This window comes from Finegoldia sp. BIOML-A1 (assembly GCF_009678325.1).
Taxonomy (GTDB): domain Bacteria; phylum Bacillota; class Clostridia; order Tissierellales; family Peptoniphilaceae; genus Finegoldia; species Finegoldia magna.
Genome location: NZ_WKZF01000010.1, coordinates 30,275 through 51,953 on the forward strand (window position 1 = coordinate 30,275; position 21,679 = coordinate 51,953).

Annotated in this window: 23 protein-coding genes and 1 tRNA gene; 16 read left to right on the forward strand and 8 right to left on the reverse strand. The window is 32.5% G+C overall.

What is annotated here, in order from left to right; all coding sequences use genetic code 11:
- The first annotated feature begins 132 nt into the window (after positions 1-132).
- The 9 genes from brnQ (at position 133) to GKG00_RS07855 (ending at position 8,127) form a co-directional block, all read left to right on the forward strand.
- The gene (brnQ, locus tag GKG00_RS07815) at positions 133-1,410 is read left to right on the forward strand and encodes a branched-chain amino acid transport system II carrier protein (protein ID WP_154254966.1); all 1,278 of its coding nucleotides are present in this window, start codon (positions 133-135) and stop codon (positions 1,408-1,410) included.
- Between the two features lie 70 nt (positions 1,411-1,480).
- Positions 1,481-1,834, forward strand: coding sequence for a DUF1232 domain-containing protein (locus GKG00_RS07820; protein WP_002835824.1), 354 nt, complete (start codon positions 1,481-1,483; stop codon positions 1,832-1,834).
- Positions 1,835-2,067: 233 nt separating this feature from the next.
- Positions 2,068-2,943 (forward strand): 4Fe-4S binding protein, encoded by an 876-nt coding sequence (locus GKG00_RS07825; RefSeq protein ID WP_154254967.1) that lies wholly within the window; start codon positions 2,068-2,070, stop codon positions 2,941-2,943.
- Positions 2,940-3,665, forward strand: coding sequence for a twin-arginine translocase subunit TatC (tatC, locus tag GKG00_RS07830; protein ID WP_154254968.1), 726 nt, complete (start codon positions 2,940-2,942; stop codon positions 3,663-3,665). The genes GKG00_RS07825 and tatC overlap by 4 nt, the downstream gene beginning before the upstream one ends.
- Entirely contained in the window at positions 3,649-4,260 is a 612-nt protein-coding gene (locus GKG00_RS07835; RefSeq protein ID WP_154254969.1) for a molecular chaperone TorD family protein, read from the forward strand. Before tatC ends, GKG00_RS07835 begins: the two co-directional genes overlap by 17 nt.
- Position 4,261: 1 nt before the next feature.
- A complete protein-coding gene (locus GKG00_RS07840) occupies positions 4,262-6,829 on the forward strand; it encodes a molybdopterin-dependent oxidoreductase (protein WP_154254970.1) in 2,568 nt (855 codons plus the stop codon).
- Between the two features lies 1 nt (position 6,830).
- A complete protein-coding gene (locus tag GKG00_RS07845) occupies positions 6,831-7,352 on the forward strand; it encodes a 4Fe-4S dicluster domain-containing protein (RefSeq protein WP_154254971.1) in 522 nt (173 codons plus the stop codon).
- A gap of 4 nt (positions 7,353-7,356) precedes the next feature.
- Positions 7,357-7,530, forward strand: coding sequence for a twin-arginine translocase TatA/TatE family subunit (locus tag GKG00_RS07850; protein ID WP_154254972.1), 174 nt, complete (start codon positions 7,357-7,359; stop codon positions 7,528-7,530).
- 57 nt (positions 7,531-7,587) lie between these two features.
- Positions 7,588-8,127, forward strand: a complete 540-nt coding sequence (locus GKG00_RS07855; RefSeq protein WP_154254973.1) for an isochorismatase family protein — start codon at positions 7,588-7,590, stop codon at positions 8,125-8,127.
- Positions 8,128-8,165: 38 nt separating this feature from the next.
- Here the strand turns inward: GKG00_RS07855 and GKG00_RS07860 are convergent, their stop codons facing one another.
- Positions 8,166-9,314 carry a hypothetical protein gene (locus tag GKG00_RS07860; RefSeq protein ID WP_154254974.1) on the reverse strand — a complete coding sequence of 383 codons (1,149 nt, stop codon included), beginning with the start codon at positions 9,312-9,314 and terminating at the stop codon, positions 8,166-8,168.
- A gap of 59 nt (positions 9,315-9,373) precedes the next feature.
- Positions 9,374-10,150, reverse strand: coding sequence for a TraX family protein (locus tag GKG00_RS07865; protein ID WP_154254975.1), 777 nt, complete (start codon positions 10,148-10,150; stop codon positions 9,374-9,376).
- Between the two features lie 82 nt (positions 10,151-10,232).
- On the opposite strand from GKG00_RS07865, the gene GKG00_RS07870 reads away from it, so the two are divergent.
- Entirely contained in the window at positions 10,233-10,571 is a 339-nt protein-coding gene (locus tag GKG00_RS07870; RefSeq protein ID WP_154254976.1) for an arsenic metallochaperone ArsD family protein, read from the forward strand.
- Positions 10,572-10,643: 72 nt separating this feature from the next.
- Here GKG00_RS07870 and GKG00_RS07875 read toward each other — a convergent pair whose 3' ends face one another.
- Complete coding sequence (locus GKG00_RS07875) at positions 10,644-11,333, reverse strand: gamma-glutamyl-gamma-aminobutyrate hydrolase family protein (RefSeq protein WP_154254977.1); 690 nt, start codon at positions 11,331-11,333, stop codon at positions 10,644-10,646.
- 98 nt (positions 11,334-11,431) lie between these two features.
- Between GKG00_RS07875 and GKG00_RS07880 the strand changes: the two genes are divergently transcribed.
- A tRNA-Ser gene (locus GKG00_RS07880) sits at positions 11,432-11,521 on the forward strand.
- A gap of 62 nt (positions 11,522-11,583) precedes the next feature.
- On the opposite strand, the gene GKG00_RS07885 is transcribed toward GKG00_RS07880, so the two are convergent.
- From GKG00_RS07885 to GKG00_RS07905, 5 genes are all read right to left on the reverse strand, one after another.
- Entirely contained in the window at positions 11,584-12,495 is a 912-nt protein-coding gene (locus tag GKG00_RS07885) for a DMT family transporter (RefSeq protein WP_154254978.1), read from the reverse strand.
- A 132-nt stretch (positions 12,496-12,627) separates the two neighbouring features.
- A complete protein-coding gene (msrB, locus tag GKG00_RS07890; RefSeq protein ID WP_154254979.1) occupies positions 12,628-13,572 on the reverse strand; it encodes a peptide-methionine (R)-S-oxide reductase MsrB in 945 nt (314 codons plus the stop codon).
- 97 nt (positions 13,573-13,669) lie between these two features.
- Positions 13,670-15,067 carry a radical SAM protein gene (locus tag GKG00_RS07895; protein ID WP_154254980.1) on the reverse strand — a complete coding sequence of 466 codons (1,398 nt, stop codon included), beginning with the start codon at positions 15,065-15,067 and terminating at the stop codon, positions 13,670-13,672.
- A 150-nt stretch (positions 15,068-15,217) separates the two neighbouring features.
- A complete protein-coding gene (locus tag GKG00_RS07900; RefSeq protein WP_154254981.1) occupies positions 15,218-15,775 on the reverse strand; it encodes a TetR/AcrR family transcriptional regulator C-terminal domain-containing protein in 558 nt (185 codons plus the stop codon).
- 96 nt (positions 15,776-15,871) lie between these two features.
- On the reverse strand, positions 15,872-16,198 hold the full coding sequence (locus GKG00_RS07905; protein ID WP_002835813.1) for a carboxymuconolactone decarboxylase family protein: 327 nt from the start codon (positions 16,196-16,198) through the stop codon (positions 15,872-15,874).
- Between the two features lie 290 nt (positions 16,199-16,488).
- On the opposite strand from GKG00_RS07905, the gene GKG00_RS09070 reads away from it, so the two are divergent.
- The 5 genes from GKG00_RS09070 to GKG00_RS07935 all read left to right on the forward strand — a co-directional run bounded on the left by GKG00_RS09070 (position 16,489) and on the right by GKG00_RS07935 (position 21,524).
- Entirely contained in the window at positions 16,489-16,740 is a 252-nt protein-coding gene (locus GKG00_RS09070) for an ATP-binding cassette domain-containing protein (protein ID WP_277752825.1), read from the forward strand.
- Between the two features lie 44 nt (positions 16,741-16,784).
- A complete protein-coding gene (locus GKG00_RS07920) occupies positions 16,785-17,486 on the forward strand; it encodes a response regulator transcription factor (protein ID WP_154254982.1) in 702 nt (233 codons plus the stop codon).
- Positions 17,479-18,561 carry a HAMP domain-containing sensor histidine kinase gene (locus GKG00_RS07925; RefSeq protein ID WP_154254983.1) on the forward strand — a complete coding sequence of 361 codons (1,083 nt, stop codon included), beginning with the start codon at positions 17,479-17,481 and terminating at the stop codon, positions 18,559-18,561. Before GKG00_RS07920 ends, GKG00_RS07925 begins: the two co-directional genes overlap by 8 nt.
- Positions 18,562-18,680: 119 nt before the next feature.
- Positions 18,681-20,840 (forward strand): hypothetical protein, encoded by a 2,160-nt coding sequence (locus GKG00_RS07930; protein WP_154254984.1) that lies wholly within the window; start codon positions 18,681-18,683, stop codon positions 20,838-20,840.
- A complete protein-coding gene (locus GKG00_RS07935; protein WP_154254985.1) occupies positions 20,841-21,524 on the forward strand; it encodes an ATP-binding cassette domain-containing protein in 684 nt (227 codons plus the stop codon).
- The last annotated feature ends 155 nt before the right edge of the window (positions 21,525-21,679 follow it).

Sequence of the window (21,679 nt, forward strand, 5' to 3'; positions counted from 1 at the left end):
ACCTATTCGTATTTTATAATAAAACAAACATTCGCACAAGTTTGTTTTTTAGAAAAAAGTTGTTATCTGGAAGAAATTGTGGTAGAATTGTAAGAACTAATAAAAATTTAAAATATTTATACAGAGGTAATTATGAAAAACAAGAAATTAATATTTGTTAGTGGATTCGCACTATTTTCGATGTTTTTTGGAGCGGGGAATTTGATATTTCCACCGTTTTTGGGTAATAAAGTAGGAGATCAGTATTTGATTGCGACATTAGGATTTTTGCTAAGCGCAGTAGGACTGGTTTTCTTGGGATTACTAGCAGCGACAAAAAGCGGCGGAACAATCGAAAAAATCGGCAACACTATAAGTCCGCGATTCTCACTAATATTCTCAACTATAATTATGCTTGCGATAGGACCGGGACTTGCAATTCCAAGGACTGCAGCAACAACAGTAGAAATAATTCAAAAAGGATTTTTCAAAGGAGCAAATTCTGTTTTGCTTACGGTAGTATTTTTTGCTTGTGTGTATTTATTCGTCAGAAAACCTAGCAGCATAATAGATAATTTGGGGAAAATTTTGACGCCGTTGTTGATTGCAACTCTTGTCGTGATTATTTTCAAAGGAATAATATCTCCCGTTGCAACGCCTGTGAATACATATCAAATTCAAGTCTTCCAATCAAGCTTTGAAGAAGGATATCAAACAATGGATGCGCTGGCATCATTAGTATTTGCAATTGTAGTTACCAAAGGATTTATGGGAAACGGAATTACAGATGACAAAACTATCAAACAATACACAATAAAAGCGTCAATCATAGCAGCTATAGGACTTTGCTTTGTATACGGAGGATTGATTTATATCGGAGCTGCCACATCCAAGTTCAACCTAGGAAATGTCGAAAGAGTTGATTTGTTGTTATACATTTGCTACCAACATTTGGGGATTTTGGGAAAAGTATTAATCTGCGTTGCAATGGCATTGGCATGCCTCACAACAGCGATTGGACTTACAACAACAGTCGGACAGTTCTTCAGCGATATGCTAAAAGACAAAACAAACGGAGTTATCTCATACGATTTAATCATAATAATTTCCACAGTTTTTAGTGCGTTCTTCGCAGTAGTTGGCGTCGAAAAAATATTAAAAATTTCCGCACCGTTTTTGACAGCGATCTATCCTGTGGCAATAGTTTTGATTTTCTTGAATTTGTTCAAACAAAATACATTTTCACGAAACGTAAAGCTAGGTTCCATAATCGGAGTGTCGATTTATGCAATTATAGTATTACTAAACGGATTCAAATTGGATTTCGGTTTGTTGAAAACAATCGAATCAGTATTTCCAATGCAAGTCAAAAGCTTTATCTGGATAATCCCAGCAGTCATCGGAGGATTAATAGGAAAAATCAAAAAATAAGACAAATTGTAACTATTGTGTAATACGATATATCGTGCAATGTATGGTATAATATCGTTGAGGTGAGTAAATGATTAAAAAATTATTTGGCTTGAAGAACGAAATACCAACATTGTGGTATGCATTTTTTAATAAACAAACACCATTATTGTCGAAAATCGTATTGGCATTGTCAGTACTTTATGTAGTAAGCCCAGTGGATTTCGTGCCGGATTTCGTCGCAGGACTAGGAATCTTGGATGATTTAATCCTCGCTCCATCACTAATGATGGTAGCAAAGAAATTCATCCCCGAAGAAATCATCGACACCAGTGAAGAAAAAGCAGAGCAACTAAACTCCAAACTAAAAATAGTTGGAATTGTCGTAGGCGTGGGGATACTACTTTTAATAAGCTTTCTGATTTACAAAAATGTGGTGAAATAGTTATTGAAATTTTAAATAAATAAAGCATAATTTGAAACAAAAATAGATTCATAAGTTATTTTAAGCTGCAGATATTCATTATCTGTGGCTTTTTTTCATGTTTTTATGTTATTATGAACATAATATACAAAAAAAGAATAAAATATTTATTAGAGATTTCAATAAATGAAAAGTAAATAAAAAATCAATTTACTGATATATGTTAAAATAGTTTATGATTAAAAGGAGAAACTATGAGTTTTATTCAGACGATTTTAGATAAATTAGGAAACATTCAAGTCAATAATAGTTTGTGTGTCGATTTAATCAGTCCAAAAGGATATTGCAATTTCTGTGTGGACAGTTGTCCAATTGATGCGATAAGTTTTGAGAATGAAAATATAATTATAAAAGACAATTGCAATGGATGTGGAATTTGTACTTCTAATTGCAAACCAAAGGCATTGACGAAGATTAATCCAACTGAGAAAGGTTTGATTAATGCGATTAAAAGCCGATATATCGACAAGTTTGACTGCAATATTGATAGTGAAGATGAGAGAATGTGTGTAGGTGCACTGTCCAAAGAAATTATTACATATATTTATCTTAACGATAATGAGTTTTTCTCAAACATAAATGATGACAAGTGTGCTAACTGCAAATTTAATGTAGGATACAAGCTTTTTAATAAAAGAATTACAGAGATTGAAAACAGCATTAAAGATTATGATAGTTCACATTTGATAAAAGAAAAATCTGATGTGGATTTGAATAAGAGGGAATTTTTGAAGAATATTTTCACGTTGCCATCGAAAAGATTAGACAATTCTATCAAAAATTACCACGAATATTATTCTGAGTTAGTTAATGAAAATCCTGAAATAATGCAGCATATTGATTTTTTACTTCCAGCCAAGTCTGATAATAAATGTTCAAAGTGCCAAGCTTGTGTGAAGTTGTGTCCAACAGATGCGTTGGATATGAAACAAGATAACATGTATTTGAACAAGAGTTTATGTTGTGGGTGTGGGTTGTGTGCTAATGTTTGCTTTGAAAAAGCATTAACAATGCAAAAAAACGACGGCGTTATTGATGGAATTATACCTATTTTTGAGGAGTTTGAATGATGAAAAATGACAATGGCAGTATGAGCATAATTGGTCATTTAGGAGAATTGAGAAAAAGAATTATCGTTGTTTTGTTATTTCTTATAGTTTTCTTCGTAATCTCCTACAAATTTACTGACCAACTTTTCAAAATTTTATTGAAACCCTCAAATGGGTTGGAATTTATATATACAAAGCCAGAAGAATTGTTGATGACTTATTTAAAGGTGGACTTGATGTTTGCAATTTTGTTTACAAGTCCTGTGTTTTTGATAAATTTGTGGAAATTCGTAAAACCTGCACTTAAAGCTGAAGAAAGAGTTTATGTTAGACGATTGATTTTCATGATATTGGTGTTTTTTATCATAGGAATTACATTTGCATATTTCGTATTTTTGCCGTTATCAATAAAATTTTTGTTGAGTTTTTCAAATAGAATGGTACGAGATATGATATCGATAGGCAATTACATGAGTTTTGTAATAAGTTTGGTGCTTAGTTTTGGGGGATTGTTCGAACTTCCAATAGTGGTTATATTTTTACACAAAATTAGAATTGTAAATGTAGACAAACTTAAGAAGTTAAGAAAATTCGTAATAATTATAATACTTGCCGTTGCAGCGGTACTAACACCTCCAGATGTTGTTAGTCAGTTGATACTATCGGCTCCGGTATTTTTATTATATGAATTTTCGATATTATTATGTTCATTAATGGAGAAGAAAAATGGAATTAAGAAATGATTTTGATGCAGATAAGAGTTTACTATACGAATTTTTGTTGAATGTATTCATTGTAAGTCCTAATGAAGAATTCACAAAAATTGTAAAGGAAATGTTCGACAATGATTTCGTGAAATATTTAAAAATAGATTCAATTAAACAAAAATATTACGGAATCAGAGATAAGATTAGTCAATACAGTGATGTTGATTTGTTAAATTTTATGAAGAAAGATTTTTACGAATTGTTTGTGAGTCCAGTGAGTTTGAAGGCGCCATTGTGGCAGTCTTTTTATGAAAATGAGGAAGGACTTTTGTATCAGGATGCTCATATAGAATGCAAGAAATTGTATCACAAATACGGATATGATATCGAAAAGAAATCCCATCCGTATGATCATTTGAGTATACAGTTGCAGTTTTTGATTAAACTGTCAGAGATTAGAAATGATAATGACGATGCTAAAAAAGATTATGATAATTTTATCCAAAATATTTTATCTTGGATTTCAAAATTAAAGAAAAGTATCGAACAATACAACGAAGATTCACTTTTCGTTGATTTTGTCGATTTACTTGAAATTATATTAAATATTGATTTACAAAGGGGTGTGTGATTTGGGAAATATTAAAAAATTGATTGAAGAAAAAGAAATCAGCAGAAGAAGTTTCATCAAAGGTTTAACGGCTATTACGGCAGTTAGTTTACTGGAAGGTTGTAGTAACCAACTTGTTGAATTTTCTAACAACGAAGAAAATATTCTTAAAGCTGAAGATTTGGTGTGGAAAAATGCGCCATGTTGGCACAATTGCGGGGGTAAATGCATTCTAAAAGCAGGAGTAAAAGATGGAGTAATCACTAGGTTAAAAACAGATGATTCACATGAAGATACATACGATTATCCACAAATTAGAGCTTGTGTTAGAGGATTATCACAAAAAGCGCAAATAATTGGAAAAGAAAGATTGAAATATCCAATGAAGAGAACTCATTTTGACCCAGAAGGAAAAACTGGAAAAGATTTGAGAGGACGAGATACTTGGGAAAGAATTTCATGGGACGAAGCGTTGGATATATTGGCTGATCAATTACAAAAAGCTAAGAAAAATTACGGCAATGAATCCATCTATCTAATTAATGGTGGAGAAATGAAGAGAACTATGTCGTTGTTCGGTGGATATGTAAAAAAATATGGAAGTAGATCCAGAGGTGCGTGGAAACAAGGAATGGAACCTATTTTAGGAATTAATCAAAAACGCCATGCATTAAATGATAGATATGAGCTTTTGAATTCAAAACTTATAATTTTGTGGGGATGTAACCCTGCACAAAATGCAATGGGAATGCCTTTTATGAACTTGAGAAGAGCAAAAGAAAAAGGAGTCAAGATTATATCTATTGACCCAATGTACAGTAGAACTGCTGCATTAATTGCAGATGATTATTTCCCAATCAGACCAGCAACAGATACTCCACTAATACTTGCAATTTGCTATTTAATTTTGAAAGAAGATGAAAAGAAAGACCATAAGGTAATAGACTGGGATTTCTTGGATAAATGCGTACAAGGCTTTGACGAAAAAACTATGCCCAAAGGTAGCGACAAAAAAGAAAACTTCAAAGATTATGTTTTGGGAACATACGATAATCTTCCAAAAACACCAGAATGGGCATCTAAGATTTGTGGACTAGAAGTCAAAAGAATTGAAGAGTTGGCAAATCTACTAATGGACAATCATCCTACAACAGCACTTTTTGGATGGAACAGTGCCAGAGTTGAAAAAGCACAACACGTTTGCTTGGCACAAACAGCACTTGGTGCCATGACTGGTAACATCGGAGTAAAAGGTGGATGCTTTGCTGTAAGTGCACAAGAATGCTCAACAAATGGTGGACCAGCTTTGGTTAAAAAGGGAAAAGATGGAATTGAAGAAATAAAAAATCCACTCAAGAAACCAAAATTGTGTACGACAGAACACTGGGAAGATATTTTATCCAATACTTATACGGACGGAGACAAGGGCAAAAAACCATTGGATATTCACGTGATATACCACAGTCACTGTGCAGCTCTTAATCAATCAAACAACACAAACAAAGGAATCGAAGCTCACAGGAAAGTCGATTTTGTAGTTACAAATCATTTTACATTTACTCCAGAAGCGCAATTTTCTGATTTGGTACTTCCTGTAACAACTCCTTGGGAAAAAGAAGGAGAAGTATTGCAAGAAAGTAGAGAGCTATTGATATGGTCACAAAAAGTAATGGATCCATACTTTGAATCAAAAGACGATGCTTGGATTGCAAGAGAACTTGCAAAAAGATTGGGACTGGATCCTGAAAAAGCAGACCCAATTTCTAACGCTCAAAGATGTTTCAATATTATTGCATCATCTAAAGTTGTAAAAGAAGACGGCAAAACATTTGAAAACTTAGTAAGCATTACAAATGAAGACTTGAAAAAGCTAAATGTAGAAGGTAAACCACAACAAGGAAGAGTACCAATTCTACAACTTCAAAAAGATGGAAAGTACCAAGTCAAAAGAAATCCAGATGATAAATTAGGCTTTATTCACAACAAAAAATTCAGAGAAGATCCTGTTAAAAACAAATTGAAGACAGAGAGCGGCAAAATCGAAATCTACAGTCCTGCACTTAAGAAAAAAGTCGACAAGGCGGGATGGAACGAAGGCTACGCTTATGCAAAATACGTTCCAGCTACTGAAGGATACGAAGCGACTTTTTCTGATTTTGAAAAAGGAGTCAAAGGAAAATATCCATATCAAGTGTTGACTGTTCACGATTTAAGAGGAACTCACACAGTATTCAATCAAGTAGACTGGCTAAGAGAAGCATTTGAATACGATGTTGTTATGAATCCTAAAGATGCAAATGAAAAAGGCTTCAAACAAAAAGATACGATTAGAATTTACAATGATAGAGGCTCTATCCTAAGAACTTTGAAATTAAGTGAAAGAGTTATGCCTGGAGTTGTAGTGATTCACGAAGGAGCGTGGGTCAACATTGAAGGAGAAGATTGTATCGCAGGCTCACCTAATGTATTGTCAGGTGATTTTCCATCGGGACCAGATGTTGAATCATGGGGTACAATAATTGCAAACGTAGAAAAAGTTTCTAAAGATTTGAAAAAAGATTGGGAAGTAGATTTAGGAGTGAAATTGTAAAATGAAATTAGGATTTTTTGTTGATAAAAATAAATGTTCAGGATGCAAAGCTTGCGTAGTAACGTGCAAGGACAAGTGCAAAGTTGAAGTTGGAAATAATTTTAGAAAAGTAGAAGAAAAAGAAGAAGGACAATTTCCTAATGTAAAATTAACTTATTCAACTATGTCATGCAATAACTGTGAAAAAGCTCCTTGTATTGAAAACTGTCCAACAGGAGCGATGAATAGAGAGAATAAATTCAAAGTAGTATTGGTTAACAAACAAAAATGCATCGGCTGTGGTGTGTGCGCAAAAGTGTGCCCATACAACGCACCATTTATTGATCAAAAAACACACAAATCAAGAAAATGCGATTTCTGTGTAGATTTATTAGAAGAAAATCAACTTCCAGCATGCATTACAGTTTGCAATACAAGAGCATTGGATTTTGGAGATGTAAAACACTTGTTATCTAAGGATAAAAAGTGTAAGATGGAAGAGTCAAAGGTCGAAGCTAACTTAGTTGTTATAGATAAGAGGTGATAAGATGTTTTCAAGAATAGGACCTACAGAATTAATATTAATATTAGTAATAGCGCTTGTAATATTTGGACCTGCAAAATTACCAGAAATTGGAAAAGCAATTGGCAGCGCTATAAACGAATTTAAAAATAGTGTTAACACATCATCAAAAGATGATGATAAAAAAGAAAATAAATAAATCAAAGCGCGCTGTGTGGCGTGCTTTTTTTATGGTATGATAGTTTTGAGGTGAGATATGGAAAAGTTTAATGTGAACAAAGACGATATGATAATTTTGTTGATTGATTTGCAAGAAAAATTGGTGCCTGTTCTTCACGATAATGAATACGTGCTTAATCACACGAAGGCTGTGTTGGAGATGGCAAGAATTTACGACATTCCTGTGATTACGACACGTCAATATCCGAAAGGACTTGGAGATACTGTAGAATGTTTGAAAGAATACGAAACGAAGGTGTTCGACAAGGTAGATTTTACTGCAAAGCTTGATGATGTTATGAATGAAATCGAAAAAACTAGCAGGAAACAAATCGTAGTTGTCGGAGCGGAAACTCACATTTGTGTCTACCAAACGATACGTGATTTGATTGACGAATATAAAATGATTGTGCTTGAAGATTGCGTTACAAGCAGACGTGTGGAAAACAAAATGAATGCTATAGCAAATTTTAGAGAAATGAATTGCTTGGTTATCAATTCTGAAACGTTGATTTTCGATATTTTGAAGAGGGCGGGAAGTCCTGAATTTAAAACACTGTCCAAATTAATCAAATAAAAAATCCAACTTTACTTTTATTGTAAAGTTGGATTTTTTTATCCTAATAATAAGTACAAGAAATGTGCGCTGATTCCAGCTGCAAGTCCTCCGATTGTGTGAGAAAGGATAGCTTTTGGGGCTAGTTTTCTGGCGTTTAATGTGTCCATCATTCCAACATGTGTGGACAAATATCCTGACCAACACATTCCAAGCGCTGTGAAAACAGCGATATCATTTCCGGTGATTAAATTTTTCTCCAATAATTTTGGAACGAGTCCAAGCGCTGCTCCGACACTTCCCAAAGCTGTAAGTGGAAATGCAATGCATTCTGATGAGGTGAATCCAAACAATGGTTTCAAAATGGGATTTAGCAATGCTCCAAGTTTTGGAATCAAACCGACTCCTTCGTAGGCTGCTCCAGTGTAGATTACGGTTCCGTTTTCAACAGTTCCAGTTGATGTGAGTATCATAACCAACGTACAAATCACAACAACACCAGGAATAATATCCATTCCTGCTTGCACACCGGATTTTCCTCCTTCGAGTATAGAATTTAAAATTCTCTCCATCAAAGTTAAATCTTCTTTTTCATCTAAGATTTGTTTTTCTTCAAATTCCACTTGTTCATCAGTATCGGCGTAGAATTTTTTCGTGAAATGCATCATAATTCTTACGGACACCACAGATCCCACGACTGCTCCCAAAACTCCAAGGGATGCCGCCTTGAAAAATTCCGTACCATTTCCAAGTGAAGACATAAAAGTCCACACGATAAATCCCATTCCGAACGATGTTCCCAAATTGCACAACGTAGGAAGCTGATAATTCTTAAAATATTTGGCAAATCCTTTGTCCTTTGCAAGTCCAATGATTGCCGGATTATCCGACAAAAAAGTCGTCAATATACCAAGCGCCGAAGCTCCAGGTAAATTGTAAAGTGGTTTCATAATAGGGCTGATGATCTTGTTGATTAGCGCAATAACCCCAAATTCGCTTAGAAGCTTGGACAACGCACCTGTTAAAACTGCGATTGCCATTATGAAAAACACAGTGTTAAGCAGCAAATCGTGCGCCGTTTTCATCAAAGTATTAAACATATTGCCAAGACCCATAACTTTTGCAATGTAGCCGAAAAGTCCGAAAACGACAGCGATTGTCACAAAAGATTCCAGCGAAATTTCACTTTGTTTTTTAGTTTTCTCCATAAAATTCTCCATTAAAAGTATAATATATAATTCTAATGTATTTTAGATTAAAATTCAAACTATAAAATGAAATCACGAACGAAACTTATCAATAACAAATGAGCTGGATAGAAAATGTAGAATGCCCATTTGTTGATATTGCCTTTTTTGCCGTTGTAAAAGTGAATGATGGGAATCGACAGATACACGAACAAATACATATACGCTTCGAAAAAATACCCGAACAATATCGCTATGTAAGTGTTTCTTCTGGAAGATGAGCCCAAATACAACAAAAACACCGCTAAAATTCCAAGCATAGAATAATCTGTATGGTAGTAATTGGCGATTACACAGAATATGGCTACGGAAATTAGCTTGAAAATCGCCTTTATTAAATTTGATTGATCGAACTTATCGATTTTTTCAACGATAAATATAAGACACGCAGAAAGTGCCAACGTGAAGAACACATTTTGGTGATAAAAATCGAACATTTCACCACTAATCGCCAAATCAAAAGGAATTTCTGAAATAATCGCAAACGAAAACAACCTTACTATGTATTTTTCTACGCTTCTAGTTAGGAACATTCCATTTACGATTAAAAATGCGAAAATCGGAAACGCAATTCTTCCGATAAAAAGCATTAACGCTCCTACTGTGACTCTCCAGTCAGATGATGTGAGTGTCATCGTAGGATAAATGTTGAATTTTTGAAGCATGTTGCATTGCACAATGTGACTGATAAGCATGGATATGCAGGCAATTACTTTAAGACCAGAACTTGATATTCCCTTGTCTCTGTGCCAAATATCCAAATAATTTTTCCTTTGGGTTTCGTTTAAAAGTTGCATGATAATCTCCTTGAATTTGTTACAACTATTTTATCACAAATAAAGCACATTATTATCTGATATAATTATAATAGGTGATAGTATGAAAATGATGATTTTTGAGAACAAAGTAGACGAGAATAATTTGTTCGAAAATGAAATGGATAATAGAAATTCTGTTATGTTGTCATTTTTCTTGGAGAAATTAAAAACAAAGAATGTCGTTGTCGACAGGTTCAAATTAAACAAGAATCCCGAAATATTCGAACAACAGGGAATTGCACAGAAAATTGATGACGGGATGAAACTTCCAATCACAGTTGTAGATGGAAAAGTTGTGCTTTCGGGAAGATATCCAAAAAGCTACGAAATATTGGATTTCCTTCACATCGACAGAAATATTTTCAACCAAGCTTATGTCAACGATAAGCGTAAATTCTGATAAGATTTATTCCTAAGTTTTAGGAAAATAAAAAAACCTGTGACAATCACAGGTTTACATAATTTATTGAATCTATTTTATTGAATCCAAAAACATTTTGACAATTTCGTGTCCTTGAGCCAAAGTATCCAACGCCATTTCGGGATGGTATTGCACTCCCAAGAAGAACTTCTTGTCCTTAACGTATGCCGCTTCCACTATATCATCAGAAGATTTTTGTAACACATCAAGATTTTCTGCAACATCTTTGATAGCTTGATGATGAAGGCTATTCACATAAAATCTGTCGCCAAATTTTTCTTTGAACATTCCGTAATTTGTAACCTCGTGAACCAAATCATTGTAAGGTTTGTCTTGAGAGTGAATGATGGAGATGTTCTTTTGTTTTTTCAAATCCTGATACAAAGTTCCGCCCAAATACACATTCATTATTTGCAATCCACGACAAATTCCCAAAGTGGGAATGTCCTTTTTGTAGCAAATATCCATCAGATTAAATTCCAATTCATCGCGTACATTTGATGAAATTCCACATTCCAAAATCTTGTCTTCATTGTAATATGATGGAGCCACATCAAGTCCTCCTGTAAACACGATTCCGTCCAACCTGTCGACGATTTCTTCTAAGAATTTCCTATCGGAATTGAACGGAAGAATCACTGCGTAAGCTCCGTTTCTTTCGATAAGTTCAATGTATTTTCTAAGCATAAAAAGTCTGTTTTCTGCCACGTTATAAAGTGGTGTAAGTCCTATTATTTTCATATTTCCTCCAATTATATTTCAATATTATTATATCAAAGATAAAACAAAAATACATTTTTTGATTAAATCAACAAAAGTGCTATAATATTATTATATTTGGAGAAATATCGAAGTGGTCATAACGGGGCGCACTCGAAATGCGTTTGGGATTATTTCCCACGTGGGTTCGAATCCCACTTTCTCCGCCAAAACAAAGACAGATAGCTGTAATTAGCTATCTGTTTTTTAATTGGTACTTAAAAAGTACTATTTATTGTGCTGTTATTGTGTTCTTTTTCAAGAACGAAAGTTTTGTCTCGCTGACAAGAATCGCTGCGAATATGAATACAAAACCGATTACTGAGAAAACTGTCAATGATTCGATTCCGATAAGTACAGGAATTAAAATTCCAAATATTGACTCGAATCCCAAAATAATTGCAGCAGTGGATGGGTTTGTGTATTTTTGTCCGATGTTTTGAAGTAAAAGTGCAACGGCAGTACACATCACAGCTAAGTACAATAATTCCATCACAGATCTTGAAGTTACGACAAGATTTGAATTGTCTTCTACTACAATTGTAGTTATCCAAGATAACACAGCCGCCATTATAAATTGCAATATCGTCATGACGATAGGGTCACGGTCTCTTGCAAGGGCGCTTACTGCGATGATGTGCGATGCGAACAACAATCCGCTAAGTAAAGCTAGTAAATCTCCAAGCCATGCCAACGGATTATCCACGTGAGCGCTCGATCCCGAAAGCGATATGAAAAATATTCCCGTTATACACAAAGCTGCCGCCGACAAATTGTATCGGTCTGGTCTTTGCTTGAATACAATCCAACCCAAAAACGGCACGATTACGCAATAAGATGCAGATAAGAATCCGCTTCTACCAGGATCTGCGAATTTTACCCCCAAAGTTTGTGATGAATACGCCATGAACAAAAATATTCCTATCAAAAGTCCGTTTTTTATGTCGTCATATTTTGCTTGGCGAAGCCTCTTCCAGAAAATAATTGATAATAAAATGGCTGCCAACGTAAATCTTATAGCCAAGATAAAGTTGGGATTGAATGTTTTGGAAGATTGCTTAACTACAGTCAAAGAGCTTCCCCAAAGGATAGCTACTATTAATAACGCTAATTTAGCAAGTAAATTTGCTTTCTTTTTATCCATTTTTTCCTCCTCTTATTTAATTTCAGATATATTATCCCAGTTTTCGTGCGATTTGTAAACACCTAAAAAGCCCAATAAATAAATTTGCACACAAAAAAAGGAGGAACGAAATCCTCCTTGTGATTTTCCAATTTATACGAATGGAATATATTGTGAATATCCTTCTTCTTCCATTTTTTCTAATGGGACAAATCTCAAACTTGCACCGTTGATGCAATACCTAAGACCGCCTTTTTCACTAGGACCATCGTCGAACACATGACCCAAATGACTGTCAGCGTGTTTGCTTCTAACTTCAGTTCTAACTCTGGATAATTTGTGATCATCAGAATAATTTACAGAACTCGACGTAATAGTTTTCGTAAATGATGGCCAACCACAGCCCGCATCGTATTTGTCCTTTGAAGAAAATAACGGCTCACCACTTACGATGTCGACATAGATTCCTCTTTCATCAAAATCATTATAAGAAGATGTGTGAGGGCGTTCAGTCGCTTCGTTTTGAGTAACCCTGTAGCTCACATCGGATAGATTTTGTTTCAATTCTTCATCGGACATTTTCTTGTATTCAGTCGTATCCAAATCCTCATCAAAAGCATTCAAATTGATGTGACAATATCCACCAGGATTTTTGTCCAAATAATCTTGGTGATAATCTTCTGCCAACACAAAATTTTCTAATCTTTCAACCAAAACAGTTAGCTTTTCATCGTATTTTGATTGAATGTAATTCACAACAGAATTGATTATTTCCAAATCTTTTTCATCTTCGTAGAAAATTCCCGTTCTGTATTGTTCGCCAACATCGTTTCCTTGCCTATTCACAGAAATTGGATTGATAATTCTGAAATAATGAAGTAAAATTTCAGCCAAATCCAACCTGTTTTTATCATAGACAATTCTCACCGTCTCTGCGTGATGAGTTTGTTTTACTCTTCTATAATCAGTGTCTGTTCCTTCGCCATTTGCATAGCCTGTGTCAGTGTCAATGACGCCTTGTAATTTTTTGAAATAAGCTTCCACTCCCCAAAAACATCCACCAGCCAAATAAATCGTACTTTTTTCAATAAATCTCATATTACACCTCTTACAAAATTATACCCAGTTAAATATTTTTTATTCAACAGAAAATTTTGCATACAAAAAGCAGCTTATTAAAAGCTGCTCATTGAAATTATTTTGATTTCATTGTTTCTTGGCGATTCATTGTGTGATATGAACCTTTGAATCTTTCCTTCTTAGGACTCTTGTCCCAGATTTCTTCTGCTTCAACTTCCCAGTTTTTCGCATATTCATCGCAGTTACCACAAAGTGAATCTACAGTTTGCTTAGATTCCAAATCAGTAGATTTTGCATCAGTGATATGAACCATTTCTCTGAGTTCGTTTGGATTTTCAAGCATTGGGCAAGGCATCAACATATTATCGTTGAATGGTTGACCGTCGTGATATTTTGTAAATAGGGGAGCTCTCAAACAATCCAACAAAGATTTTTCCCTGATATTAGAATCGCTGTAGTGAATGAAAACACAAGGTTCTACATCGCCGGATGCATTAATGTGAAGATATCTTCTTCCACCGGCAATACAGCCACCAACATATTCAGCATCGTTTTGGAAATCCAATGCGAATAATGGTTTTTCAGATCTGTATTTTCTAAGACGTTCGATAGTTTGTTTTCTTTGTTCAGGAGTAGGTAGTAAATCAGTTACAGCAGCATTTCCAACTGGCATATAGTGGAAGTACCACACGAAATACGCCCCTAACTCTATTAGGTAATCGTAGTATTCTTCGCTTGTAATTGAATCAAAGTTTTGTGAAGTGTAGCAGCAAGAAATACCGTAAATCAAATGACGTTCTTGTAGCATCTTCATTGCTTTGATTACTTTTTTATAAACGCCATCTCCACGTCTACCGTCAGTTGCTTCTTCAAAACCTTCAAGTGAAATCGCAGGAATGAAATTACCAACTCTTTGCATTTCGTCTACGAAATCTTCGTCAATTAAAGTTGCATTAGTAAATGATAAGAATACACAGTCGTTGTGTTTTTCACACAATTTAATCAAATCATCTTTACGCACAAGAGGTTCACCGCCTGTGTATATGTACATGTAAGTTCCCAATTCTTTTCCTTGAGTGATGATAGAATCAATCTCATCATAGCTTAAGTTTTGTTTGTAGCCGTATTCAGCAGCCCAACATCCAGTACATTTTAAGTTGCACGCAGATGTAGGATCCAACAAAATCGCCCATGGGATATTACAATTGTATTCTTCTCTGTATTTTTGTTGAGTTTGCCATCCCAAAACAGACGCATTCATAAAAAAGTTATACGCTACTTTTTTAATTTGTTTTTTGTCAACTTCTTGGAAAATTTTCATCACAAAACTATGGTAAGGGTGATTTTCGTCTTCAAAAACGTCCATTATAATTTTAATTTGAGGCGAAAAATCTCCGTGAGAAAGGTTTTCTGCCCATTCGACTAATTGTACCCCTCGTTTTTGAGGATCCTTCGCAACATAATCGAATACCTTATCAAATCCATATCTTTTTCCAGCTTCTATAATTTTCATATAACCACCTTTTCATATATTAAAATTTTTTAGAATCAGTTCAATAGATATATATCTTAACTTCATTGTATCTCAAACGCTAATCAAAGTCTTTGGACAAAATTACGTATTTGCCTAAAAATCTAACAAAAACGACTTAAAATCCAATAATTAATTCATTTTACTCCTAGTTAATGAAGATTTAACAGTATCTTTTAATAAAAATCCAATCCTTTTAATCTTCTCTTCGATATCCTCATCCATTCCCGAATTCAGCCATCTGATAATTAAATCCGTAATCGCACTTTGGAAGAATTTAATAATAATCTCCTTGTCATCATTTTTAGCGTGAATTTCCTTGTTCACATTTTCTATGTAGTTTCTCATAATTTGTCCCGATTTATTGTACAAATAATCAGACAGTGTTTTTCTAGAAATAGAATTGTAAATGTGATAAATTGCAGTTTTGTTATCAATAGCAAACTGAAACTCTTCGATAAAATTATCCTCCCAAGAAATATTTTCCGACTCATTCAAAACTCTCTTAAGTCTTATCTCAAAAATCGTGTCTATGATTTGATTCAAATCTTTGAAATGATAATAAATAGTATTTCTGTTGATTCCACATTCTTCAGCTAGTTTTCTCACTGTAATTTTATTCAGAGGCATCCTGTTTAGAAGATTGATTAAATTTTCCATTATCATTTTCTTCGTATAATCCGCGTTCATAAACTCCCCCTTTTAACATAATCATATTCCAAAACTAGAAAAATTTCCACCAAAAAAACTAGCTACTAAAACAAATTAGTAGCCAGCTTTGCACACTTATTTTAATAATTCTTCAGCAATTCTCAAAGATTTTCCAGCGTAAACTGTAGCAGGGCCACCACCCATAGCAACGCAAACTTCCATCATTTCTGAGATTTCTTCGATTGTACAACCTGCATCAATACATCCTTTAGTGTGATGAACTATACATCCGTCGCATTTTACAGTAATTCCGATTGCAAGAGCTATCAATTCTTTTTCCTTCAAAGATAATTTTCCGTCTTTAAAAATTTCTCCACACATACCAGAGAAATTCTTAGCTACATCTGGTAAATGTTCTCCAAATAATTTTGAGTTTTCAGCCAATACTTCTTTACTATCCATAAATTACCTCCTATTTTTTAGACAATTTGCATTGCCTTTGTAATATAATCTTATCAAATACAACAAGAGAAATCTTAATTATAGAATAATTCAATAAATGAGGGGGGATTTATAGTGTTATCATATAAATAAAAATAAAATATATGTGATATAATATAACTATAAAAATTAGGTGGTTAATATGAAAAAACCTTACAAGTTACTAGTTTTAATGATGGTTATGGCGATCGGATTTACAGGATGCGCCAATAATTCTAACAAAACTAATTCAAACGAAAAGACACTTGAAAATGAACGCCAACAAACTATCTGGAGGACAAAAACAAAGACTTTGCATAGCCAGAATGCTCACAACAAATCCCAAAATACTGATATTTGATGAACCTTGCTCATCTTTGGATTTGCAAAACACATTGGCGATAGAAAACTTGCTTAATAATTTGTCACATAAATACATCATAATAATTTCTAAACATAACATGGACCAAGCAAAAAGAATTTCGGATAGGATTTTGTTTATTGAAGATAAAAAACTGGTTTAACACGATGAAATATAATAATATAAGATTTAAGGACGAGAGAAAATATGAAAATTATGGTAGTTGAAGATGATATTGATTTATCAGAATTAATTAAGATGTATTTGATTCCAGAAGGATGGGAGATAGATATTTTTCATACAGGTAAAAAAGCAGTAGAAAGTTTCCATCAAAATCACTATGATTTAATATTATTGGACTTATTGCTTCCAGATATTAATGGATTTGAGATATGCAAACAAATACGAGAAAAATCTACAATTCCAATAATTATGCTGACGGCTTTGGAAGATTCGATTCATAAAGTGCAAGGATTAAACATGGGTGCAGATGACTATATCATAAAACCATTTGATCCAACAGAATTAGTCGCTAGGATTAAATCCAATCTTAGAAGAAGTTATGAATTTTCTGCTGTAAAATCTGTAAACTATGAAGAATACGAACCTGACGAACTAGTTGTAGGAAATTTGCGTTTAAACAGAAAAACTCATAAAAGCTTTTACAATGAAATAGAAATAACTTTAACGCCGAAAGAATTCGAAATTTTGTGGCTGTTGATGGAAAAACCTGATGATGTTCATAATATGGACGAAATACATTATAGAATATGGAAAGATGAAGTGCTATCAACAGAGGTAAATCCTGTTATGGTGCATATAAGAAGAATACGAAGTAAATTTGAAAAACATGGAATAAGTTCAATAATAAAGACAATTTGGGGAGTGGGGTATAAGATTAATGCGTAAAGAAAATTCATATATTAAAAGAATTATTCTGTATCAATGTTTATGGATAGCTGTTGGAATTTTTATTACATTTGCTTTTCATCAATTGATAGATAGTTTGATAATTTATAATATCGATACAGAAGCCGAGTTAAGTCCAATATATAAGATTTATTTTGGATTTGGTAATTACTTTTTCATTATGCTAGGGGTAATCTTCATAATCATCGGATGCTTTTATATTCAGAATAAAGAATTCGAAAAATATCGCGAGTATTTTGAATCTGGAATTAAATATATTAAAGGCGAAGTACCTACTATTGGAGAATTCCACGAATCTTTATCTAACGAAAGATTGGATTTCATTAATATTAGAAAACTCATTTTAGAGATGGAAAATAATTATGAACTAGCATATAAGGAAAAAACAGATTTGCTGACGTATTTGGCACACGATATCAAAACTCCACTATCAAATTTATTGGGTTATTCTACTTTGCTTTACGATGAAGATAATTTAACTGATGAACAGCAACGAAAGTTTATAAAAGTTATCTACGAAAATGTGAAATCATTAAATAGTTTGAGTGAAAATTTCTTTTCTTATTTGAAATTCAATTTGAATGAAATCCCTATTAATATCAAAAAGTTTGATGTCGAACTATTCTTAAAACAATGGGAAGAAGAAAGAAAAACATTAGTAAACGATAATGTTTTGGATATTAGATTTGCAAATACTTCTGGTAAAGAAATTAATACAGACCCTGAATTACTCGTGAGAATTTTGGATAATTTGGTATCGAACGCGACCAAATACTCAAAAAAGGGTACAACCATAATTGTTGAAGTTGAGATAAAGGATAAATCATTAAATTTGACGGTTAAAAATGAAGTCGAAAATGATTTGAACGTAGATTGGAAATTGGTGAAAAATAAATTTTATCGCGGAGATATGTCACGAAATCGCATAAAAAACAATGGATCTGGAGTTGGACTTACAATTGTGAATGATATTGTGACACATTTGAATGGAGAATTTGAAGTGTGCAATAAAGATAATTGGGTAATTGCAAATGTAAACATTCCGGTTTATTAAAAAAGAAAGAAAAAAGCAATATTTTATACAAAAAAACTTAATCTCTTATTTTGAAGACTAACCTATAATGAATTTATAAGGTTAGTTTTTTATTGGCAAGTCATAAGGGGGGATAGTTTATGAAAAAAATAATACGCTTATTAACATTTTTATTGGTTTTTGTTGTAGGATTAGGATTTTTCTATAGTAACGATTCACGTTTTATGGAGTTTTTTATAAGAGAATTTAATACTACTGTAAATATAACTACCAAGCCACAAAATATTGGAAATAATATCATTGAAATTCAAAAAATTGCGAAGAAAAATAAAATTAGTTTCATAAAAGAAGTCTACATACCCAAAAATTCATTAAAAGAAAAACAAAAAATAAATATATTTATTTACCTTGATGATGCTAAGTGGTTTAAAAAATCATTTAAGAATATTGATATCGATGAAAATAATAACGGGATTAATAAGTTTGAAAATGTAGATAAAAGAAGCATTTTGACAAGCAAAGAGGTTGATTTTTTCGAATATTCTAAGATTGAAAATCATACTTTTAATGGGGATTATCATATTAAAGCATCACCTTCTAATATTAAGAAATTTATCGACGAATTAAATGGTAGAAAAGAATTGAAAATTGATGCTACAATTGACCAATCTTTTTCAGTTGCCAGTGAAATCACTCAAAAACAAGCCATATTATACGCAATGCTTATTTTAGTAATTATTTTTGCTTTATTATTTAGTGTTGTAATTTATAATTCATCACTTTCTAAAGAAATATCAATAATTTCTTTATTAGGTCATGATAAATTGAGTTTTTGCTATAAAAAGGCTATGAATTTATTAGCAATTCCTATATTAATTTCATGGTTAGGAATGTTTAGCTTTTTATTTTATTTGACAAACCCAGACTCAATAATCGGATTTTTAATATCCATCAAACCAATATTATTATTACTTGGATTAATAGGATTTACATTGATACTATTCTATTTTCTTATGCTTTACTTTAGAGTTAAGAATGTTAGCACTATTTCGTGGTTAAAAGGCTACAAAAAAAGATATAAAATAAGTCCTGTGATTTTTAAAGTTATTTCATTTTCTGTTGTCCTGTATCTATTTGTTGTAACTGTGTTTGGATTAAGCGATTATGTTACTTCTACTTCATATTTTGATGCATGGGAGAAATCGAAGAATTATGCAAATATAGCTTGTGCATGGCCGTGGACTTATGTTGAAAATGATGATAAATTTGAAAAAATAGTAGTACCTAAATTAAATAATTTATGGGATGAATTAGATTCTAAAGGCGCAATACTATTTTTCACACCAAATATCCAACATGAAAATGATGATGAATATTTAAACAATCAGTTTTTTAGAGGAAGGTATGCTTATATCAACAAAAATTATCTTGAACTAAATAATTTGGTTGATGAAAAAGACAGACCATTAGCTAAATATACGTCTAATTCTAATGAATGGATTATATTTGTACCTGAAAACATTTCAATAACTGATAATGATAGGCAAAATATAAGAAAATCACATGTGTTTAATTGTACAACTAAACAAGAAAATGTCAGTGAGAAGTATATTAAAATTAAGGGAAATCAACAAGTTTTTACATTTGATAGTCAGCAAAAAATAAATAGTCCAGATATATTGAATTATGCTTTGATTATGGTTAATGGCAAAGAATTAGTTCCTACTGGAGAGATTAAACTACCATCATTGGTTAACGGGAAGTTTCATCCTTATATTTCAAATCCTAATAAGTGCTATGAATATTTAAAACCAGTTATTCAAAAAACAGAATCGTCTCCTTATATACTTTACGTTACAAGCATTTATGATGAAGTCATTGAAAAAATAGAAATGTATAAGACGGAAACTATTATTTATCTTTTAGGATTTTTATTATCGGTTTTAGTATTGTTTGTAACGATAAAAATAGATGAAGAATCATATTTTTATAATTACGGACAAAAAATCTACGTTTCTAGATTACTGGGATATGATTTTAAATCTATCCATAAATCTAAAATAATTCAGATTATAGTTGGGTTTATCGTAAGTGTTATTATTTGTTTTATGATAATACTCTTTACGATATATTTTAGAAGTTTTGGGTTTTTTGAACCAAGAGATGGGTGGAATTTAAGAAAATTAGTAATTTGTCTAATTATGTCAATTATTAGTATTATTATTTGTTTCATATATGAAATTATTAACGTAAAAAAGAACGAAAAAAGTTTAGTGAGAAAGATAAAGGAAGGTAATTAAATGAATATTGATAAACCTCAAATATCATTGAAAAATATATCGAAAAAATATGGGAACCATAAAATATTAGAAAATATTAATCTTGACATTTATGAAGGAGATTTTATTTGCATTTTTGGTAAAAGTGGTGGTGGCAAGACAACGCTATTAAATATAATAGGAACGCTTGAAGAATATGATGAAGGGGAATTGATTTGCTTTTCTGAACATAATCCAATTAGAAATAGAAAAGAATCTGAACTTTTACGAAGGTATAAAATAGCATATCTTTTTCAAAACTTTGCATTGGTGGATAATATGACAGTTCAAGAAAATTTAAATTTGGCAGTAAAATACAGCAGAAGTACAGATAAAAAATCAATCATCCAAAAAGCTCTTATGGACATGGGAATAGAAGACAAGATTAAATCAAAAATATATGAACTATCGGGTGGAGAACAACAAAGAGTAGCTCTCGCGAGAAATATGGTTAAGCCGTATGAAATAATGCTAGCAGATGAACCGACAGGATCGTTAGATAGTGAAAATAAAAAGATAGTAATTGATACACTTGTAAAACTAAACAAATTGGGTAAAACTATAATTGTAGTAAGCCATGATAAAGAATTTGAAAAAATTGCACATAAAAATTTTATTATCGAAAACGGCAAACTGAAACAGCTAGAATTTGCTGTGGAGAAATAATAGAATTAATCGGGTTAAAAATTTAAGATCTCAAATATTAGAGGTAAATGACATACAAAATTTTATAAAATGCAAATTGGGTATGTGAAAAGTTTTGTGTATCAGCTCCTCCTGATAGGTTGTGAGCTGATATTTTTTTAAAATATACTTTTATT